The sequence below is a fragment of the Methylomonas sp. PHL2-19 genome, assembly GCF_059331595.1.
On record NZ_CP196839.1, the window covers coordinates 468,966 to 489,619 of the forward strand.

Below are 20,654 nucleotides of genomic sequence, written 5' to 3' on the forward strand. Positions count from 1 at the left end.
GTTTTGTGTCGCTATCGCAACGGGTTATTTAGAAGTCGGGTCTCGGCCCGACAGCCGAGATACTTTCTTTTGTTTGGCCAAAAGAAAGTATCCAAAGAAAAAGCCACCCCGATGCCGCTTGTTTCCTGCGCTCCGAAGGGTTTGAACGGGGTTTTCGGAAGGGCTATCCATAGCCCTCCGAAAACGAGCGGCATCCTTGCCGCTCCCCTTCGGGCTGTTCCGTCCAAACCCTCCGGTGCTCGGCGCGGCATAGGGGGAATTGTTCCGCTAAGCTCACTCAAGAATCGTATGAATTTGAAAGCATTGAGAGACGGTCTGTTGTAGGAGGCGCATCGATCGCGACCGATGCGCTTCACTTCGTTAAGCACATCCTTACGGTCCTACCAATCCTGGAAACCAATAAAATGGCAACTATCGTCACTCACCAAAGTCTGGTTCGCGCATGTAAAATTATTTCAGGAATTACATTTATTTTTTATGTCGGGGGCATTGATTGGTCTAATACGCATGAGCTAGAACAATTGCATGTTCATTTTTTCCTTGTAATGTTCGCTCTGACGCCTTATGGAATACTTGTCTTTTTGCTAAATCGCGCCAATCAGTCTTTGATTTTTCAAGTAGTTTCCTTTTGTTTAGTTAGCGGCTTGTCTATGGTTTCGTTTGGCTATTTTAGGTTAAAAGGAATTCCAACTGGAGGGTGGGATTATTTGCTAATACCTGTTTGGCAACTTCTTCTTTTAATGGGCTTGTTCGGCTTTTTTGAGCTGTACTATTTTCGACAACGTAGTTCGAATCCAGATTAATCCTCGTAGGACATCGCTAGCGACCGATACGTTTCACTCCATCAAGGCTACATAATTTTTAGACCAGGCGACTTATAAACTCGGGACAATTTTCTCCCCTATGCCGCGCCGAGCACCGGAGGGTTTGGACGGAATAGCCCGAAGGGGAGCGGCAGGGATGCCGCTCGTTTTTGGAGGGCTATGAATAGCCCTTCCAAAAACCCCGTTCAAACCCTCCGGCGCGCAGGATACAAGCGGCATCCGGGTGGCTTTTCTTTTGGATACTTTTCTTTGGACAAGCAAAGAAAAGTATCTCGGCTGTCGGGCCGAGACCCGACTTCAAATATAATAGGTCGCGATAGCGACACCACATAAAAATCAAACAATGACAAACGACACACCCGACATCCTAAAAACCATCCTAGCCAAAAAAGCCGAAGAAGTAGCGCGCCGCAAAAGCAATACGCCGCTGTCGCTGCTGGAAGAATTAGCCGGCACGGTACAAGGCCCGCGCGGCTTTTATTCAGCATTGCGCAGCAAGGCCGATCAGAAAAAGCCGGCGATCATCGCCGAAATCAAGAAAGCCTCGCCCAGCCAGGGCGTGATCCGCGAGAACTTCAAGCCGGTGGAAATTGCCGTGGATTATGCGTTCAGCGGCGCGACTTGTTTGTCGGTGCTGACCGACAAGGAGTTTTTCCAGGGCTCGGAAGCCAATCTGCAAATGGTGCGGCAAAACTGCCCGTTGCCGGCGATTCGCAAGGACTTCATGATCGATCCGTATCAAATCCACGAATCGCGCGCACTGGGTGCGGACTGCATCCTGTTGATCGTCGCTGCTTTGGACGATGCGATGCTGGAAGAATTGGCCGACACCGCTACCGGCTTGGGCATGGACGTATTGACCGAAGTGCATGATGCTCAGGAACTTGAACGCGCGCTAAAGCTCAACACCAATATGATCGGCATCAACAACCGCAATCTGCGCACCTTCGACGTGTCCCTGCAAACCACGCTGGATTTGAAAAACACCATCCCAGCCGACAAGTTGATCGTCACCGAAAGCGGTATCCACACGCCAGCCGATGTGCAATTGATGCAGGACAACGGTATTTATACCTTCCTGGTTGGTGAAGCGTTTATGCGCGCGGAATCGCCAGGGAAAAAAATGCGCGAGTTGTTTTTTTAGGCCAACAGCAAGACCTTACACAGAGAATCTAAAGAGGCGTTCCCTCGTGGAACGGCAGGCGTTTCTCCCGTCGTTCCCGCTAATGCGGGAACCCAGGAAAATCAAAAAAGTGGATCCCCGCCTGCGCGGGGATGACGGATTCGTCCGGATGCCCAAGTATCTGATATTAGCCGCCCAATTTAATCTCGCCAAAATACCGGGCCAAATCAATCCGAATCGGCATGAAATACACATTCAAGCCATTCGCCGCCGCCGAGGCAATTACGCCGTTGGCAAACTCGACGTTCCAGTCGTAATCCGGCCGAAAACTCTTTGGAAACTTCACCTTATTTTTCACTTCCCAATAATTCATCGAGGCCTTGCTGGTGATGGGGCTGATGCCGATATAGGTTTCCAGGTTTTGCATCTGCTCGGCGTAGATGTCAATCATGCGGCTGTCGTAGAAGGGCTGGGAGAAAAAGCCGCCGGCACCGGCATCGACCTTGCGTTGGATGTAATCGCATTCATCCTGCACACCGCTACGATGCGGGTCGAAGCCGGCATAAATATGTAAACTGGGAAAACGCTGGCGCACGGCTCGAATCAAATCCACCACATCGGTATTGTAAAACGACCGCTTCAACCCCTCCGGCGGATCGCCGGACACCAACAACACGCTGTCTAGCGCATACTCTTCGATGATGCGGTAGAGTTCGCCGCTGTCGATTTTGAAGTCTATCGCCCGAAAATGCGGAATAAACCGGTATTTGCTTCGATCTACGCGGACCGCCAACTCCCAGCTGCGGGTATCGAAGCGTTGGATGTCCGGGACATTAATGATGTTGACGCCTTTATCCAAGGTTTGCACAAAGGCGTATTGCTCGTCGAAAGCCTCTAGGCTGCGCGGGACAATTTCAAACGAAATATTCATCGTGTGGCTGGGTAGTTAAAAGATTTGACTGGAAACGAGCGCAATGCGCAAAGTATGGATTGTAACGCAGTAAAGACAAAGCCCGATGCACATGGCCGATTTCTTTGGTTTGGCTGAAGCGGCCTAAGCACCAAGAGGCGGAATGAATTCGCCCCAGAGGGGTTGCTGAACAATTATGTTGGGCCCAAACAGTTGCTGCCAGTGAGCTGACTCAATTATTTTTTCGCTTGCGGTGGGGATTTGGCCGGCTTGATCGTCTTATTCAATAGCTGCCTCTATTCATCGGATTTATTCAGTTATTCCCGCCCCAATGCCCGCCAAACCTTGTCGCCCGATGTTATGGATTTTGCCAGCTCTATCGGCGTTATGGGCCGTTGGCTGCGAAGCACCCGTTCCTCGGGACCCACATGCTTTGGCTTTTCAGGCGCCGCAAAACTGGAGCAGCAACGGCCAGTTTGCCGAACCGGCCGCAACGGGCTGGTTGGCAGCCTTTAATGATGAGCATCTGACGGGCTTGGTAAACAGCGGCCTGGCCGATAACTTTGATTTGAAAAGTGCCGCGGCCCGTGTTGACGCGGCGCGCGAACAAGCCGTTATCGCCGGCTCCGGCCGTTGGCCGCAATTGTCGTTAACCCCCGGCTATCAACGCGCAAAAACCAATATGGGCGGCGAAAGCAGCGAATCCGGCGCGTATACGGCGCTGTTCAACCTGAGCTGGGAGCTGGATGTTTGGGGCCGGATCAAGGCCGGACAACAAGCGGCGGAAACCGAAGCAGAAGCAGCTGGCGACGATTATCGTGCCGCGCAATTATCGCTGGCCGCACGGATTGCCCAAGCCTATTTCGAATTCACTGAAGCGCAATGGCAAGCGACGGTGGCGGCACAGTCGGTCAAGGACCGCGGCACCATTGTCGATCTGGTACGCGGCCGTTTCAACAGAGGTTTGACCCGCGGCCTGGATTTGCGCTTGGTGCTGACCGATCTGGCAAATGCCCAAGCGCAACTGGCGCAGGCTAGAAATGATGCGCAATTAATCGGTAAGCGCCTGCAAACCTTGCTGGGCCGGTATCCGGGTAATGATCCAGCTAAACAAGAATTCGACGCGACATTCCAATTACCGCAGCCGCCGGAAACCTTGAGCGCCGGTTTGCCGGCCGAGCTATTGGAACGCCGCCCGGACGTCATCGCCGCATTCAAACGCTTGCGGGCCGCCGACTCGCGCCTGGAAAGCGCCGAAAAAGCCTTGCTGCCGCGGGTGACGCTAACCGGCGCCGGCGGCTCCAGCAGCGCGGCCTTGACCGAGATCATCGACCCGCGCGCGGCGGCCTGGAATTTAGCCGCCGGCCTGGCCCAGCCGCTATTTACCGGCGGCCGGCTGCAAGGCGAAATTCGCTTTAATGAAGCTAAAGTCCAGGAAGCGTTTAACCAATACCAAAGTGTGGCCTTAAACGCCTTTCGCGAAGTCGAGCAAGCGCTGGCCGCCGAAGCCTGGCTGCGCACCCAGGAACAGGCCTTGCGCGAAGCCGTCGAGCAAACCGAGGCCAGCCGTAAGCTGGCGGTGTATTCCTACCGGCAGGGTTTGATCGAAATCCTGACTTTACTCGACAGCTACCGCAGCACCCTCAATGCGCAAAGCGCTCACCTGGCCGTACAGCGGCAATTATTAAACAATCGTATCAACCTCTATCTGGCATTAGGCGGTGGCGTTTGAATCCGCAAGCACTCAATTTAAAAATCCTGTTACCGATTCTGGTATTGCTGGCGGCGGCCGGCGCGGCCTGGGCGATTATCGCCGGCAAGCCGCAAACCGTTCAGCAAAATGCCGAGCCGACGATTCCCAAGGTCAATGTGGTTCGTGTCGAGCCGCAAAGCTTGCGGCTGAACGTCATGTCCCAAGGCGTGGTCGCGCCGCGCGAGACTATTGACTTGGTCACCGAAGTGGGCGGTAAAGTAGCGCAGGTACATTCGGCGATGGCTGCCGGTGGTTTCTTTGCCGCCAACGAATTGCTGCTGACCATAGACCCGCGCGATTACGATTACGCCATCGTTGCCGCCGAAGCCCAGCTGGCCGAGGCCCAGCGGGTCTTGATCAACGAACAGGCGCAAGTCGAGCAGGCACACAGCGAATGGCAAGCGTTGGGCGAAGGCGAGCCGACAGCGTTGGCGCTGCGTAAGCCGCAATTGGCCGAGGCGCAAGCCAAGCTCAAGGCCGCCGAAGCCGATCTGGCCAAGGCCAAACTCAATCGCAGCCGCTGCGAATTGCGGGCGCCGTTTGCCGGCCGGGTGCTCAGCAAGCAAGCAGGTTTGGGTCAATATCTGCCATCAGGCGCAGTGATAGCTCGGATTTACGCCAGCGATGTCGCCGAAATACGTCTGCCGATCAGCACCGAGCAACTGGCCTTTTTAGAGCTGCCTTTGGGGCAACATGGCAAGACCGGCCACTGGCCGGCGGTGACTTTGCGCGCGGAACTGGCCGGCAAACCGCATAGCTGGCAAGGCCGCATCGTCCGCAGCGAAGCGGCGCTGGACGACAACAGCGGCCAGCTTTATCTGGTCGCGCAAGTCGCCGAGCCGTTCCGGGAAAGCGCGGATAGGCCGCCCTTGCTGAGCGGATTATTCGTGCAAGCCGAGATCGAAGGCGTGTTCCGGGAAGGTTTGTTTAGCTTGCCGCGCACGGCTTTGAACGGCTTGCAACAAGCCAAATTGGTCGACGCCGAGCAACGCTTGGAAATCCGCCAGCTGCAAGTGCTGCGCCACGACGCCGAGCGTGTCGTCGTCAAGGCCGGATTAAATCCCGGCGAGCGGGTAGTGGTGTCGGAATTGCCGGTGGCGGTGGCCGGCATGAAAGTCACCGCAGTCGAAGCGCAGCCTGACGCTGCCCCATGATGCCCACCAACCAGCGATTGGGTTTATTGGCTTGGTTCGCCGGCAATCCGGTCGCGGCCAATCTATTGATGCTGCTGATTCTGACCGGCGGCGTGCTGGGTGTGCTCGGTATCGATAAAGAAGTATTTCCGCGTTTCAGCCCTAATATCATCGTGATCGAAGCTGTATTCCCTGGCGCTGGCCCCTCGGAAGTCGAGGAATCGGTATGCGTACCCATTGAGGAAGCGATCCATGATGTACCGGGCGTTAAACATCTGCACGGCGAGATTAGGGGCGATAACTGCAAGATCGAAGTTGAAATTCTGCCGGACCATGACCGAAACCAGATGATGGCAACCCTGCAAAGCCGGGTGGAAGCTATTCCGCGCCTGCCGAAACAGCTGGAAAAAATCCAGGTGTTGCCGGCTGGCCGGGACGACGACGACGGTGTGATCTGGCTGGCCTTGCACGGGGCCACCGATGCCGCCACCTTGCAACGCTACGGCGACCGGATTCAGGAACAACTAGCGGCGATTCCGGGCGTCAGCCGCGCGCGTAACTACGGTGAGCTGGCCTATGAAATCGACATCGAAGTGTTGCCGCACCAATTACGCAAATATCAGCTGACGCTGGACGACGTAGCACAAGCCTTGCGTAAGGCCTCGGTCGATCTGCCGGGCGGCCTGATCAAGAATCCCGACGGCGAGTTGCAACTGCGAGTCAGCGGCCGGGCCCGCGATGCCGACGCCGTCGGCGCGTTGATCGTCAAGACTTTGCCGGACGGCAACCGGGTGCGGCTTGAGCAAATCGCCACCATCAAAGACGGCCTGGAAGAACGCTTATGGGCCTGGCATCACAATGGCCAAACCGCGCAGGGTTGGGAGATTCACGCCGAACAGGACAGCGTGGCGGTGGCGCGGCGCGTCAAAGCGTATGTCGAAGAAATGCGCGGGCAATTGCCGGACGGCTTGCGTCTGATTACCTGGTGGGACGATTCACAAGCTTACGACGAGCGCATCGGCACGCTATTGGAAGATGGCTTGAGCGGCTTTGTGCTGGTCTGTTTGGTGCTGACCTTGTTCTTAAGGCTGCGGGTGGCGCTGTGGGCCGGCGTCGGCATTTTTACTTCGGTGCTGGGTGCGTTTTGGCTGATGCCGGCCCTGGATATTTCCTTGAATATGCTGTCCTTATTCGGTTTCTTGCTGGCGATGGGCATCTTGGTGGACGACGCCATCATCATCGGCGAAAGTGTGCATAGCCGGCAGATAGAAGGCCGGTATTCGCCGCTGCAAGCTACGATAAAGGGGGTACAGGAGGTAGCGCTGCCGGTGAGCCTGTCGGTATTAATCGTACTGGTAGCGTTTTTGCCCGGCCTATTTTTACCGGGTTGGGCAGGGCAACTGATGCGGCCGATTTGCCTGGTGATGATCTTGACGCTGGTGTTCTCGCTAATCGAAGCCTTGCTGATTTTGCCGTCGCATCTGGTCGGCGACATCGATACCCAGGCCAAACCCGGCCGTTTACAACGCTTGCGCGAGCGAATGAATCAGAGCTTGGATCGTTTCGTCGTGCGTGTTTACCAGCCGCTGTTGGAAACGGCACTGGCTTGGCGCTATTTGACCGTGGCCTTGTTCATCGCCCTGCTGGCAATTTGCACGGCCTTGGTGCTGAGCGACCGGGTGCGGCAGTCGATTAATCCGGATGTCACCAAGGACAGTTTTTGGGTATCGATGCAATTGCCGCAGAGTGCGCCTTACAGCGAGGCTCAAGCACTGGCGACCCAAGTGGAAAAAGCCCTGTTTGCTTTACGCGACGAACTGGACGGCGTGGATCCAGCAAGCCGGCAAAACATGCAAGCCGCTCATGCCAACGACCACAGTGTGATCGTCGGTGTGGAAACGATTATTTGGGAGCATGGCGCCGGCATTTGGTTGGAGTTTTCGGCAGAAGGCCGCCGGCGTTTGAAAGTAGAAGACTTCATCCGCGACTGGCGGCAACGTATCGGCGATATTGGCCGGGGCAAGGTCGATTTTATTTACAAAGAAGGCGATGTGCCTTACGACATCGAGTTGCTGCTGGGCGCCGGCGACCCAAGTCTGCTGCAACCCGCCGCCGAGCAACTCAAAACGGCATTGGCGACGTTTCCCGGGGTTTACGATGTGATCGACTCATCCGAACCGGGCAAACCGGAAGTACGGCTGGCGTTAAAGCCGGAAGCCGAACGCCTGGGCTTGCGCCTGGAACAACTGGCCGAGCAAGTCCGCCAGGGTTATTACGGCGAGGAAGTGCATCGCTTCCTGCGCGGCCGCCGGGAAGTAAAAGTGATGGTGCGCTATCCGTTGGAACAACGACAATCGTTGGATGCGTTGAAGGCGCAACCGGTGCGCCTGCCGAACGGCAGCAGCGTACCGCTGAACGATCTGGCCGAGATCAAGCTGGTGCAAGGCTATTCCCGGCTGAATCGCGAAGACCGGCATCGGGTGTTGAAGGTGCAGGCCCGCGTCGATCCGACCAAGGCCGATGTCAACGGCATTTACGCCGAGCTGGAGAACAGTGCTTTGCCGGATCTGGAGCAGGCGTTTCCCGGCTTGAATGTGCAAATCGGCCAACAGCGCCAGGAACAGGAAGCGATGCTGGCGGCCTTCGGTAAAAATACCTTGATCGCGCTGTTGGTGATCTATGCTTTGATCGCGGTGCCGTTTAAATCTTACAGCAAACCGCTGATCTTTCTGTTGGCCGCGCCGGTGGCCTGGAGCGGCGCTGTGCTGGCGCATTGGACGGCCGGACTGCCCTTGTCGATGGAATCGTTAGTGGGCATGATTGCGGCTAGCGGCGTGGTGGTAAACGATAGCCTGGTGCTGCTGGATTATATTCGTCAGCACGGCGACGAGGATACCCCGGTGGAACAGCTGATCAGCGCCGCCTGTATCGCCCGTTTTCGGCCGATCTTGCTGGCCTTTCTAACCAACTTTGCCGGTTTTTTGCCGACCTTACTGGAAACCAGCCAGCAAGCGCAGTTCCTGATTCCGATGACTTTGTCGCTGTCGGCCGGTCTATTGATCGGGATGGCAGCCAGCTTGATTTTGACACCGGTTTGCTATGCGATTTTGGGGGCCAGGCGATAGGCAGTATCGATGTAAAAACCAAAGCGGTAAGTTTGGCCTGATACATTGGTGGCGGGGGTTTTTGGCAGGTAGCGATGTTGCCACCGCTTACTAAATTAGCGGCGGATTCGCGTTGTAAGGCAATCCTATCAAGCCGGTGTTATGCTGCGAGGTACGGTGGCAGTGACGGCTATTTTCAACTACGACAATCATAGCTTTAGGGAGGTCTGAAAACATTTGTCATCGTTGTGTATGCGCGGATCTAGTAAGGTGATTGCAAAGGGCCCGCGCTTTCAGGGGAGCGGCACTTGGGTATTGTTATGAGTTACCTTGGGAAAGGTCGGCGCCGTTCAGTTTTTTCCGTTCTTTTTAAAATAGCCACTCTGATCTCAGAATTTTTGGGCACATTGTTCTTTACTTTGTCGTCAGTATTACTCGCCTGTGCCTGCCGATTTTTGAGAATGGGTACAGTGATCTTTCCATACACGGGAGTCCACCATGAACAAACAGACATTCATCGCATCCGCCGTCATCACTACCTTAGTGGGTTGCGCCACGCCGCCGATTGAGCAGAAAGCGACCATCGAAAATGATTTGAGTACCGAATTACCCGCTTCAGCCGCCGGCATATCTGCAGAGCCACTGTACTTTTCTTCGCAACAAGAAGCCGAAAGCGCTTTGATCGGTTATAACTACGGGCTGACCCTGCTTGCCGATGGCCGGGTTCAAGCATTTGTCTCGGGTTTAAACGGGTCGGGCATGGAAAACCCCTTCGACGTGGTCAGGGCAAAATCGCAAAGTTCATCAGCCAAGATTACCGAATTGGCCGAAGCGGAAACTGAAATGGCGTTTCCGCAAATTACGCTAACAGGCAAAAAGAACGGTCAGGCAGCTATCGACGCATTGGGCGACAAGCTGGGGGATGTGGCGAAAGCCTACGACATGTCCAGCGAACGCCTGGAAGATATATTGCGCACCGATGCGTCCGCCTGGATCGATGAAAGCGGTCGCCTGCTTTATATCGACGAGCATACCAAAATCACTCAAGGACAAGGCGAGCAAGAAACCGCCACGGTCACCAGCACCGGTAGCGGCGTAGCCAGTACGGCAACTGCCGACCCATTCGCCCTGCACAGCAAGCCTGGTTCCAATCGCGTTATTTATTTGGACTTCAATGGCCACATCGCGACCAACACGGCCTGGAGTATGACTACGCTTACCGCTCAAGCCTATGATATAGATGGCAACCCGGGCGCTTTCAGCACTACGGAATTAAATAACATTCGGGAAATATGGCAACGGGTAGCGGAAGACTACGCCCCCTTCGATGTTGACGTGACGACCCAGGAGCCCACTTTGGATGCCTTGAGGCGCAGTAGCACCAGTGACATTCAGTACGGCACTCGAGCCGTGGTTACCCGGTCTATGCCGGAACTTTGCAACCAGACATGCGGCGGCGTGGCTTACGTTAATGTGTTTTCATATTATTCAGCCGCCTACCCGGAACGCTATCGGCCCGCCTGGGTATTCTTCGACAAACTGGGCAACGGTTATCCCAAATATGTTGCAGAAGCTATTTCACACGAAGTAGGGCATAACTTAAACCTCAATCATGATGGCAATGCCAGCACCGGCTACTATGCCGGCCATGGTAGCGGTGCTACCGGCTGGGCGCCGATCATGGGAGTGGGCTACTACAAACCTGTCGCACAATGGAGTAAAGGCGAGTATCCGGGCGCCAACAATCTACAGGATGATCTTGCAGTAATAAACGCTGCGGGTGCGTCTGTGCGGCCCGATGACTTCCCTGACACAACTGCCAGTGCGGCACCATTAGCCGGCGACGCCAGCGCGGTTTCACAAAGTGGCATCATCGAGCGCACAACGGACGTCGACGTTTTCGTATTTTCAACCGGCGGGGGCAGCGCGCAGTTGAATGTTACACCCGATGCAATAGCGCCCAATTTGGATGTGTTGTTAACGTTAATTGACGCGCAAGGCAAAACGGTGGCCCAAGCCAATCCGGTGGACAGCTTGGCGGCATCCTTAAACGTCTCGCTCAACGCCGGAAAATATTTCCTGAAAGTCGAAGGAGTAGGCAAAGGCGACTTAACTACGGGTTACTCTGACTACGGCAGCCTTGGCCAATACCAAATTACCGGCAATTACCCGGTTGTAGCGTTGGTGCCACCCTCAGCAGTCATCACAGCGCTGCCAACTGTCGGCGACGCTCCGCTCAATGTTACGTTGAATGGTGCCGGCTCAAGCGCTAAAAACGGCTCGATCTCTTCATACGCCTGGAATTTCGGCGATGGTTCTGCGGCAACCAGCGGCGCATCGGTCAGCCACATCTACAATACCCCTGGCGCCTATACCGCAACACTAACCGTTACCGATAGCAGCGGTTTGAAAACCAGCACCACACAAAGTATTCAGGCGGCGCAAAGTGTCGTAGCGATGAATATGAAAGTTGCCAGTACCGTGATGACTCGAAAATTGTTAAGCGGAGGTAAATCGCAATGCGTCGCCAACATTACCGTTAAATCCGGAACATCGACCATTACCGGTGCCGGCGTTTATGGTACTTGGAGTGGCTCAGTCACCTCGGGCACCAGCAAAACTAATGTGACCGGGGCAAGCTATTCCATTACCGGTACAAAGGGCTCGACCAGTTTGAGCAGTGCCCTGTTACCTAGCAACAGCAAGGGTACTTGCGCGTTCACCGTCACCAAGGTAGTTAAAAATGGCTACTTGTACGATGGTAGTGGCGCTATTTCACGCAGTTTGTCCTGGTAATTTAATGCTCGGGGGCGGCTGGTTCTTGGCCGTCCCCGACGTATTCCGGAGTTGTCCCGGTTGACGATAATTCATCCGAAATCGGGATAGCCTTAAAAACATTGCCGCTCCCGCTTACATCCCCTAGCGGCTTATTCCTCCTCTCCCAAAAGCTTCTATTGCCCGGCTCAACACCAAGCCCGCAAATAGCCGGCTATGCGTCGTCAAGTAAACTGCAAAAGACGCGCAACCCCCTGCCGCGCTAAAATTCCCCTATTGTGCGGCGTCGCACCCAGCCAACTTTTGACCATCATGCTCAATTTCAAAAACATCGCCATCCGTCGCGGCAACCGTTTGCTGTTTAGCGAGGCCTCTTTCACGATACATAAAGGCCAAAAAATTGGTCTGACCGGAGCCAATGGTGCCGGAAAATCCAGCCTTTTTGCATTATTGCGCGGTGAATTACATGCCGACGAAGGTGATTTTTCCATGCCGCCGAATCTGGAAATCGCGCATGTCGCCCAGGAAACCCCGGCCTTGGGATGTTCAGCCATCGATTATGTGCTGGACGGCGACAGAGAGTTACGTGCGTTGCAGGCAAAATTACATACGGCCGAACAAGCGCATGACGGCATCAAATTAGCGGAGCTGCATGCTGCTTTGGATCATGTCGGTGGATACACGGCGCAAGCTCGGGCCTCGCGTTTGTTAAACGGTCTGGGTTTTAGCACCGAGCAAGAAAGCCGGCCGGTCAGCTCATTCTCCGGTGGTTGGCGTATGCGTTTAAATTTGGCGCAAGCGCTGATGTGTCGTTCCGATGTTTTACTTTTGGACGAACCCACCAACCACTTGGACTTGGACGCAGTGATTTATCTACAGGATTGGCTCGGCAAGTACCCCGGCACGCTGCTGTTGATTTCCCATGATCGGGATTTTCTGGACACCATCACCGACCACATCGTGCATATCGAGCAAAACAGAGCCGAAATATACACGGGCAATTATTCCGACTTCGAACGCATGCGCGCCGAAAAACTGGCTCAACAACAAACCGCCTACGAAAAGCAGCAGCGCGAAATTGCCCATATCCAAAGTTTTGTCGACCGGTTTAAAGCGCAAGCCACCAAAGCCAGACAGGCGCAAAGCCGTATCAAGGCTTTGGAACGCATGGAGTTGATCGCTCAGGCTCATGTCGATTCACCGTTTGGTTTTAGTTTTCCACCGCCGAAGAAAATGCCCAATCCACTGCTGAAAATCGAAGAAGCCGACATCGGCTACGGCGATAAAGTGGTGATTAAAAACGCCAGCCTGTCGATTGCGCCAGGCGACCGTATCGGCCTGCTCGGGCCCAACGGCGCCGGCAAGTCCAGCCTGATCAAAGTACTTTCCGGGCAAATGCCGGCATTGACTGGTAAGCTACAAACCGCTCAGGATTTGCATATCGGCTATTTCGCTCAGCATCAATTGGAATTGCTAAGCCTGGAAGAAAGCCCGCTCTGGCATCTGCAAAAGCTGGATAAACAAGCGACTGAGAAAGATTTGCGCAATTTTTTGGGGGGCTTCGATTTTCGCGGCGACAAGGTCAACGATCCGGTCGGACCGTTTTCCGGCGGCGAAAAAGCCCGCTTGGTGCTGGCGATGTTAGTTTATCAAAATCCGAATTTGCTGCTGTTGGACGAACCGACCAACCATCTGGATTTGGAAATGCGCCACGCGCTGAGCGTGGCTTTGCAGGAATACCAGGGTGCTCTGGTGGTAGTTTCGCATGACAGGCATTTACTGCGTTCCGTGACCGACCAACTGTTATTGGTGGCTGGCGGCAAAATCCAGCCGTTCGACGGGGATTTGGACGATTACAAGCAATGGTTGGCCGAACAAAAGAAAGCGGGCGACGAACCGGTCGCCAACGAGAATGGCGGCGGGGTGTCGCGCAAGGATCAGCGTAAACTCGATGCGGAGCGTCGGCAGCGTTTAAAACCATTGTTGGACGCCGTGAAAAAAGCCGAAGCGGCGGTGGAAAAGTTTCATCAGCAACAGCGCGATCTGGAAGAACAATTGGCCGATCCGGCCATTTATGCCGAGGAATATAAGGAACAATTAAAGCAGTTACTGAGCCGGAAAGGCCAAATCGATAGCGCGCTGGAACAGGCAGAAATGGATTGGCTGGCAGCGGAGGAAAACCTACAACAAGCGGAGTGATCATGTACCAACTGATGGTGTTGTTTTTTGAGATTTGCATTATGCGCAAAGGCCCGCAGGATGTGCCGGCGTCGCCTTGGTTAATGCGGCTGATGTTCATACCCTATTTGCTGGTTAATCTATTGATTTTGCTGCTGGATAGCGATTGGTCGCATGCCCTGCTGCAAATTGCAACCGAGACGGTGTTGATGATAGGTTTTTGCTATCCGCTACTCTATTTTTCCGGGAAAACCGCCCGTTTTCCGCAAACTCTGACGGCATTACTGGGTTCCGATGTGGTGATTAGTCTGTGCGCCATTCCGGCGGTCGCCAGTCTGTATACCCAGATCAGTCAGGTGGCCTATATCGCGATGATAGCTCTGATGGGCTGGCATTGGCTGGTTAACGGCAATATTTTTCGGCATGCCCTGGATAGGCCGTTGATGTTCGGCTTGGCGTTGGCTTTTTTATATATACTGATTTCCACACAGGTCATGACTTTGTTGTTTACCGAGATCGCCGTTAGCGATTAGGAGGAATTATGTCGATTTATAAACATGTTTTATTGGCGGCCGATTTTTTTGAACATGGCGGTCAAGTTGCGGAAAAAGCCAGGCAAATCGCCGCGCAAAACGCTGCCCAACTGAGCTTGGTACATGTGGTCGATAATTTGCCGATTACCGATCCGGCCTATGGCCCCATCATTCCCTTCGATGTGGATCTGACCCAGGAACTGATGGATGCCACCAAGAAACGCCTGCACGAGCTGGGCGAAAAACTGAATGTCCCTACCGAACGGCAACATCTGGAAATGGGTAGCCCCAAACTGGAAATCGTCCGGGTAGCCGAAGAGATTCAGGCCGACTTGATTGTCGTAGGTTCGCACGGCCGCCATGGTTTTGCTTTGTTACTCGGCTCTACTGCCAACGGCGTGCTGCATCACGCTAAATGCGACGTACTGGCGGTGCGGTTAGCGGATGATTGAGCTGGTTTTGGGCGGCGCCCGTTCCGGTAAAAGCCGCTATGCCGAGCAACAGGCTTTGGCCTCCGGCCTGCCCGTGGTCTACATCGCCACCGCTGAAGCCGGTGACGACGAAATGCACAGCCGCATCCAGCACCATCAACAACGCCGGCCGCCGCATTGGTTAACCGTTGAAGAACCCATCGCCTTGGCGGATGTGATTGGCGACTATGCCGGCAAACAACATTGCTTGCTGGTGGACTGTCTGACGCTTTGGTTATGCAATGTGTTATTCGATAAACAAGGTAATCTACAAGAACAGCGCTATCAGCAACAAGCCGATGCCTTATGCGCCGTACTGGCGACCGGCAGGCAACGGGTGATTATGGTCAGCAACGAAGTGGGCCTGGGTGTTGTAGCCGCCGACGCCATGACCCGCCGATTCGTCGATGAAGCCGGCTTTTTACATCAAAGACTCGCGCAAATCAGCGACAAGGTGGTGCTGGTCACCGCCGGTTTGCCGCAAATCCTCAAAACCCTGTAATTTGATTATGAACAGTTTATCCGCGCCGATTGCCGCGCCTGATGCCGCTTATTACCAACAAGCTTTAAGCAGGCAAGCGCAATTAACCAAGCCGCCCGGCTCCCTAGGGTTGCTGGAGGATTGCGCGGTCAGGTTGGCGGCGATGCAGCGCCGGGCAATGCCTAAACTGGAAAAAATCCATATCAGCGTATTTGCCGCCGATCACGGCATTGCCGAGGAAGGCGTCTCGGCATTTCCGCAAGTGGTAACGATGGAAATGGTCAAAAACTTCGCGGCCGGCGGTGCCGCGGTGAATGTGCTGGCCCGGCATGTCGATGCCTATTTCGAAGTCGTCGATGTCGGTCTATTGCAGCCAATGGCCTTACCCAATGTAATCAGCCATCGAGCCGGTGCCGGCACCGCCAATTTCTCCCGGACAGCGGCGATGAACGACGAACAGTTAACTATCGCCTTGGCCGCCGGCCGGGCTGCCGTCGAGCGGGCGGTGGCGAACGGCGCCGATTTGTTTATCGGCGGGGAAATGGGCATCGCCAATACCACCAGCGCCAGCGCTTTGGCGGCCGCCAGTTTGCGGATACCGGCCGCCGAGATTACCGGTGCCGGCACCGGTTTGAACGCTGGACAAATCGACCACAAAGCCGGTGTTATCGACTCGGCCTTGCAGCACCACCAAGCTGCTTTGCAGACGCCTTTGGATATTTTAAAAACCTTGGGCGGTTTTGAAATCGCCGCTCTCACCGCAGCCTATATCAGCGCCGCCCAGCAAGGTTTGCCGGTGTTGATAGATGGCTTTATCAGCAGTGTCGCGGCGTTGCTGGCGGTGGGAATCAATCCCGGCTGCGTGGACTGGTTTTTTTACGGCCATTGTTCTGCGGAAAAAGGCCATGCCCGCATCCTGCAAGCCTTGAACGCTCAGCCGTTGTTGAATCTACAGATGCGCCTGGGCGAGGGTAGCGGCGCGGTGTTGGCGGTACCCTTACTGCAAATGGCCTGTCGTTTACACAATGAAATGGCCACATTCAGTCAAGCGCAAGTCTCTACTGCCTGAAATAGGTTTTACGTTGGCAATCTGCGTCAGGCGCAATGGCGGGGCCTTGGGCTTTCCCGTATCATTAGCCGCGAAAAATAAGCTGGGCTGACGTCGAGCTTGCTTTGCGACCGGCAACTGTCCTAACGGCAGGTGCACATAATAATAAAAACATACAACTGATTTGGTAAACAACATGCTAGGACACATAGAAAGTTACGATGAAAGATGCCAGACCGGCGTGATCAAATACGAAGGTCAATTCTACGAATTCCACCTGGATCAATGGACATCGGAAGCGCCGCCCAAAGTCGGCGACGATGTAGATTTCGATCACGACGAAGATAAAGTCACCGACGTCAGCCTGGTCGGCGCATATTTGATGGAAGCCAAGCCAGTCAAAAGCAAGTTGGTCGCGGCTTTGTTGGGGATTGCGTTCGGCGCGATCGGCTTGCATCGCATTTATCTGGGCTTCTATTTCCTCGGCTTCACCCAAGCCGTAGTCACGCTGGTTACCGGCGGTTTTGGCGTCATGTGGGGCTTCATCGAAGGCGTGTTGATTGCAACCGGCCATATCTACAAAGATGCCAAGGGACGTCATCTTAAATAATCGTGGATGCTTTTCTGCTTGCCTTGCAATTCCTGACCCGCATACCTGTTAGCTGTCGTGACGCGGCTGGCGCTCCCTTGCTGGGGCGTTCGGTTTTGTACTATCCAGCGGTCGGCCTGCTACTGGGTGTTCTCCTAAGCCTGCCGCCGATACTGTTTGCCGGCAGTGCGCCCATGCTGTTGGCGGCTATCGTCTTGACCGGCTGGGTATTACTGACCGGCGGCCTGCATTTGGACGGTTTGGCCGATTGCGCCGATGCTTGGGTCGGCGGCTACGGCGACAAACAGCGTAGCCTGCAAATCATGAAAGACCCGGCCTCCGGGCCGATTGCGGTTAGTTTGCTGGTGCTGGTTTTAGTCCTGAAGTTTGCTGCACTGACCGCCATGTTCGAGCAAACTCGCCTCGCCCCCTTGCTGCTGGCCCCGGTTTTAGGCCGAACCGCAATTCTGGGTTTGATGCTGACAACTGACTATATTCGCCCAAAAGGCCTGGCCGAGGCACTATTGCAACAATTGCCAAGAGCGCATATCCAAGCGGTGTTGGTGATTAGCGTCCTGACTGCCGCGGTGTTTTTAGGTTTACCGGCTGTACTGTTCGCCGGTGGTGTACTATTTTGGGTACGGCAAACCGCGGTCTCGCGCTTGGGCGGGGTAACCGGCGACGTTTACGGTGCGGCGGTCGAGCTAACGGAAGCCGCCGTGCTAATGGTTGCCATGCTGCAATGACACAGCAATCGCCGCGTTCGCCGGCAACTCCCGAGCACAAATCTGCACCGCAAGACGCCTCTGCCGCGCACCGCTTCCCTGACCAACAACTCGCCGGCGTCTATCGTGCCATCGCCGAACGCCGCGATATGCGGCATTTTCTTTCCGATCCGGTCGATGCCGAAGTCTTGGCTCGTCTGTTACAAGCCGCGCACCAGGCCGGTAGCGTCGGCTTAATGCAGCCTTGGCGCTTTATCCGCATTACTGATCGCCGCATACGTAACGATATTTACGCGCTGGTCGAACAGGAACGCAAACTTACCGCCGAAGCCCTCGCCGAACGGCACGACGAATTCATGAAGCTTAAAGTGGAAGGCATACTCGATTGCGGCGAATTGCTGATCGTCGCTTTACCTGATCGACGCGAGCAACACATTTTCGGCCGCCGGACCCTGCCGGAAATGGATCTGGCCTCGGCGGCCTGCGCGATTCAAAACCTGTGGCTGGCGGCCCGCGCCGAAGGCCTGGGACTGGGCTGGGTATCGCTATTCGATCCGGGCGCATTGGCGCAACTATTGAAAATGCCTACCGGCAGCCGGCCGATTGCGGTGCTTTGTCTGGGCAATGTCGCCGAGTTTTATTCCAAACCCATGTTGGAACTGGAAAACTGGGCAACGCCGCAACCTTTATCGGCGTTTGTCTATGAAAACGGCTGGCCCGATGCATCCTAAACCGCCTTTCCAGGCCCTGATGGTGCAAGGCACCACCTCCGATGCCGGCAAAAGTACCTTGGTGACGGCCTTGTGCCGTTATTACCGGCGTCAAGGCATCGCCGTCGCGCCGTTCAAGCCGCAAAACATGGCATTGAATAGCGCGGTAACGATAGACGGCGGCGAGATCGGCCGCGCCCAAGCCGTACAAGCCTCAGCCTGCGGTTTGCCGCCGCATAGCGATATGAATCCGGTGCTGCTCAAACCCAATACCGACACCACCGCGCAAGTCATCATTCACGGCAAAGTCCTGCAAAACCAATCAGCCAGCCAATACCACGATTATAAAAAAATCGCCAAGCAAGCGGTTCTGGAATCGTGGCAACGCTTGGGCGCTCATTACCAGATGCTGATTGTCGAAGGTGCCGGCAGTCCGGCGGAGATTAATTTGCGCGCCGGTGACATCGCCAATATGGGCTTTGCCGAAGCAGTGGATTGCCCAGTCATTCTAATCGCCGACATTGATCGCGGCGGTGTGTTTGCGCACTTGGTCGGCACGCTGGAATTGCTATCAGCAAGCGAACAACAGCGCGTGATCGGTTTTGTCATCAACCGTTTCCGGGGCGATATTGCGTTGTTAAAACCCGGCTTGGATTGGCTGGAACAGCGAACCGGGAAGCCGGTGTTGGCCGTGCTGCCGTATTTGCACGATCTTTATCTGGAAGCCGAGGATGCCTTATCCACTCGGCATGCCCAACAGGGCCAAACCGGCGCGTTTCATATCGTCGTGCCGCATTTGCCCAGCTTCAGCAATCATACCGATTTCGATCCATTGCAATTGCACCCCGGCGTACAAGTCAGTTTTGCGAAAAGTCCGGACCAGGTAGCCGGTGCAGACTTGGTTGTGCTACCCGGCAGCAAATCGGTGCGTAGTGATTTAGCGCGTCTTAGAGAGCAAGGCTGGGACAAATTTATTGCTCGCCATTTGCGTTACGGCGGCAAACTGCTGGGGATTTGCGGCGGCTTTCAGATGCTGGGCAAAAGCATAGACGACCCACTGGGGCTGGAAGGTCCGGCCGGTAGTGCTGCCGGCCTGGATTTATTGGATATGCAGACGGTTTTGCGAGCGGAAAAATGCTTGAAACAAACTACCGGCACGTTTTATGGGCAAACGACAAAGGTGGCGGGCTACGAGATTCATCTGGGCGTCAGTAGTGGTCCGGCGCTGGCACAACCCTTATTTTCGCTAGCGGATGGTCACGATGGCACCGTTTCGGCAGACGGACAGGTGGCGGGCAGTTATCTGCACGGTTTATTCGATTTGCCCGCCGCCTGCGATGCGCTGTTGCATTGGGCAGGCTATCGGCAAGCGCAAGCCCTGGATTTCAATGCGGTGCGCGAAGCCGGCATCGAGCGTCTGGCCGATTGCCTGGCAACGCATTGCAATTTCACCTTGCTGGAAGCATTGGCGGCATCTACCCGACGCGCTTGCTGACGCTCAGCCATTGCGGCGAATGGCTGAAATATACGCAATTTCCGGCAGCGGATTTTTTGCATAAACCCCTTTGTTTGATTAGGGCTGTTGCCGTTTTAACTGGGCAACCAAATAAAAGCGCAGGCCAAAGCGGCAAGGCTTTCAACATGGCGTTTCAATGTGTCATATCGCGTCGCGCTGGCTTTGAATTTATTCCAGTATTCGTCCGTGAACAACTGCCGAAGCATCGCTTAATGCTCTTTTGATTCAAAATTTCAAGCCCTTGGGCAAATCAGTCCGATTTCAAAACTAGCATTCCAAAGCAGCAACACCCCCCTAGTCGCCATCCGGCTCGACAATGCGTATCGGCCGATTCCCGATCTTTATCCCGGTGACCTCATCCACAAGCACCGGTCTGATTTCTGCCCCCGTTTCTGCGTCCAAGATGCGCACCAGCCGGCCCTCGCCGCGATATTGACGTCCCCAGGCTCCAATCGTGAACAGCACCGGCAGAAAATCGCGGCCGGCGGCAGTCAACACATACTCCTCACGCGGCGGGCGTTCCGAATAAAGCCTTTTTTCCAACAAGCCTTCCGCTGTCAGAGTCGCCAATCTGCGGGTCAGGATCGCCGGTCCGATTCCCAGGTTTTTCCGAAACTGGTCAAAGCGGGTGAGGCCGAAATGGGCATCCCGCAGAATCAAAAGACTCCATGCGTCTCCCAGAAAAGCCAAGCAGCGCGCGATTGGACAAGGGTCATCACAAATATTTTTATCGTTCATACAATTTTGGTAGTGACTTGCTTTCAAATTGGTAGTAACATGAC

Annotated in this window: 17 protein-coding genes and 1 pseudogene; 15 read left to right on the forward strand and 3 right to left on the reverse strand. The window is 54.9% G+C overall.

The window, feature by feature from the left end; translation table 11 throughout:
* The first annotated feature begins 404 nt into the window (after positions 1 to 404).
* A complete protein-coding gene (locus ACR02O_RS02190; protein WP_494522702.1) occupies positions 405 to 803 on the forward strand; it encodes a hypothetical protein in 399 nt (132 codons plus the stop codon).
* A 364-nt stretch (positions 804 to 1,167) separates the two neighbouring features.
* Positions 1,168 to 1,968: an indole-3-glycerol phosphate synthase TrpC gene (gene trpC / locus ACR02O_RS02195; RefSeq protein WP_494522703.1), complete on the forward strand. Its 801-nt coding sequence runs from the start codon at positions 1,168 to 1,170 to the stop codon at positions 1,966 to 1,968.
* Positions 1,969 to 2,134: 166 nt separating this feature from the next.
* Here trpC and ACR02O_RS02200 read toward each other — a convergent pair whose 3' ends face one another.
* Entirely contained in the window at positions 2,135 to 2,878 is a 744-nt protein-coding gene (locus tag ACR02O_RS02200) for a methylenetetrahydrofolate reductase (protein WP_458138690.1), read from the reverse strand.
* A gap of 310 nt (positions 2,879 to 3,188) precedes the next feature.
* On the opposite strand from ACR02O_RS02200, the gene ACR02O_RS02205 reads away from it, so the two are divergent.
* From ACR02O_RS02205 to ACR02O_RS02265, 13 genes are all read left to right on the forward strand, one after another.
* Positions 3,189 to 4,589: an efflux transporter outer membrane subunit gene (locus tag ACR02O_RS02205; RefSeq protein WP_494522704.1), complete on the forward strand. Its 1,401-nt coding sequence runs from the start codon at positions 3,189 to 3,191 to the stop codon at positions 4,587 to 4,589.
* Entirely contained in the window at positions 4,586 to 5,764 is a 1,179-nt protein-coding gene (locus ACR02O_RS02210; protein ID WP_458138692.1) for an efflux RND transporter periplasmic adaptor subunit, read from the forward strand. Before ACR02O_RS02205 ends, ACR02O_RS02210 begins: the two co-directional genes overlap by 4 nt.
* Positions 5,761 to 8,868: an efflux RND transporter permease subunit gene (locus tag ACR02O_RS02215; protein WP_458138693.1), complete on the forward strand. Its 3,108-nt coding sequence runs from the start codon at positions 5,761 to 5,763 to the stop codon at positions 8,866 to 8,868. The genes ACR02O_RS02210 and ACR02O_RS02215 overlap by 4 nt, the downstream gene beginning before the upstream one ends.
* Before the next feature lie 477 nt (positions 8,869 to 9,345).
* A complete protein-coding gene (locus ACR02O_RS02220; RefSeq protein WP_494522705.1) occupies positions 9,346 to 11,643 on the forward strand; it encodes a PKD domain-containing protein in 2,298 nt (765 codons plus the stop codon).
* A gap of 291 nt (positions 11,644 to 11,934) precedes the next feature.
* Complete coding sequence (locus ACR02O_RS02225) at positions 11,935 to 13,821, forward strand: ATP-binding cassette domain-containing protein (RefSeq protein ID WP_319961022.1); 1,887 nt, start codon at positions 11,935 to 11,937, stop codon at positions 13,819 to 13,821.
* Positions 13,822 to 13,823: 2 nt separating this feature from the next.
* The gene (locus tag ACR02O_RS02230) at positions 13,824 to 14,333 is read left to right on the forward strand and encodes a hypothetical protein (RefSeq protein ID WP_319961021.1); all 510 of its coding nucleotides are present in this window, start codon (positions 13,824 to 13,826) and stop codon (positions 14,331 to 14,333) included.
* Between the two features lie 8 nt (positions 14,334 to 14,341).
* Positions 14,342 to 14,785 carry a universal stress protein gene (locus ACR02O_RS02235; RefSeq protein ID WP_319961020.1) on the forward strand — a complete coding sequence of 148 codons (444 nt, stop codon included), beginning with the start codon at positions 14,342 to 14,344 and terminating at the stop codon, positions 14,783 to 14,785.
* Positions 14,778 to 15,305 carry a bifunctional adenosylcobinamide kinase/adenosylcobinamide-phosphate guanylyltransferase gene (cobU, locus tag ACR02O_RS02240; protein ID WP_319961019.1) on the forward strand — a complete coding sequence of 176 codons (528 nt, stop codon included), beginning with the start codon at positions 14,778 to 14,780 and terminating at the stop codon, positions 15,303 to 15,305. The genes ACR02O_RS02235 and cobU overlap by 8 nt, the downstream gene beginning before the upstream one ends.
* Positions 15,306 to 15,312: 7 nt before the next feature.
* A complete protein-coding gene (gene cobT, locus ACR02O_RS02245) occupies positions 15,313 to 16,353 on the forward strand; it encodes a nicotinate-nucleotide--dimethylbenzimidazole phosphoribosyltransferase (RefSeq protein ID WP_171696960.1) in 1,041 nt (346 codons plus the stop codon).
* A 175-nt stretch (positions 16,354 to 16,528) separates the two neighbouring features.
* Complete coding sequence (locus ACR02O_RS02250; RefSeq protein ID WP_033157528.1) at positions 16,529 to 16,942, forward strand: TM2 domain-containing protein; 414 nt, start codon at positions 16,529 to 16,531, stop codon at positions 16,940 to 16,942.
* A 2-nt stretch (positions 16,943 to 16,944) separates the two neighbouring features.
* Positions 16,945 to 17,667, forward strand: a complete 723-nt coding sequence (locus ACR02O_RS02255; protein WP_171696961.1) for an adenosylcobinamide-GDP ribazoletransferase — start codon at positions 16,945 to 16,947, stop codon at positions 17,665 to 17,667.
* Positions 17,664 to 18,377 carry a 5,6-dimethylbenzimidazole synthase gene (gene bluB / locus ACR02O_RS02260; protein WP_171696962.1) on the forward strand — a complete coding sequence of 238 codons (714 nt, stop codon included), beginning with the start codon at positions 17,664 to 17,666 and terminating at the stop codon, positions 18,375 to 18,377. The genes ACR02O_RS02255 and bluB overlap by 4 nt, the downstream gene beginning before the upstream one ends.
* A complete protein-coding gene (locus ACR02O_RS02265) occupies positions 18,349 to 19,851 on the forward strand; it encodes a cobyric acid synthase (RefSeq protein ID WP_494522706.1) in 1,503 nt (500 codons plus the stop codon). The genes bluB and ACR02O_RS02265 overlap by 29 nt, the downstream gene beginning before the upstream one ends.
* A 95-nt stretch (positions 19,852 to 19,946) precedes the next feature.
* Here the strand turns inward: ACR02O_RS02265 and ACR02O_RS02270 are convergent.
* Positions 19,947 to 20,039, reverse strand: a pseudogene (locus ACR02O_RS02270) (IS5/IS1182 family transposase); the annotation flags it as partial.
* A gap of 127 nt (positions 20,040 to 20,166) precedes the next feature.
* Positions 20,167 to 20,610 carry a winged helix-turn-helix transcriptional regulator gene (locus tag ACR02O_RS02275; RefSeq protein WP_458138703.1) on the reverse strand — a complete coding sequence of 148 codons (444 nt, stop codon included), beginning with the start codon at positions 20,608 to 20,610 and terminating at the stop codon, positions 20,167 to 20,169.
* Between the last annotated feature and the right edge of the window lie 44 nt (positions 20,611 to 20,654).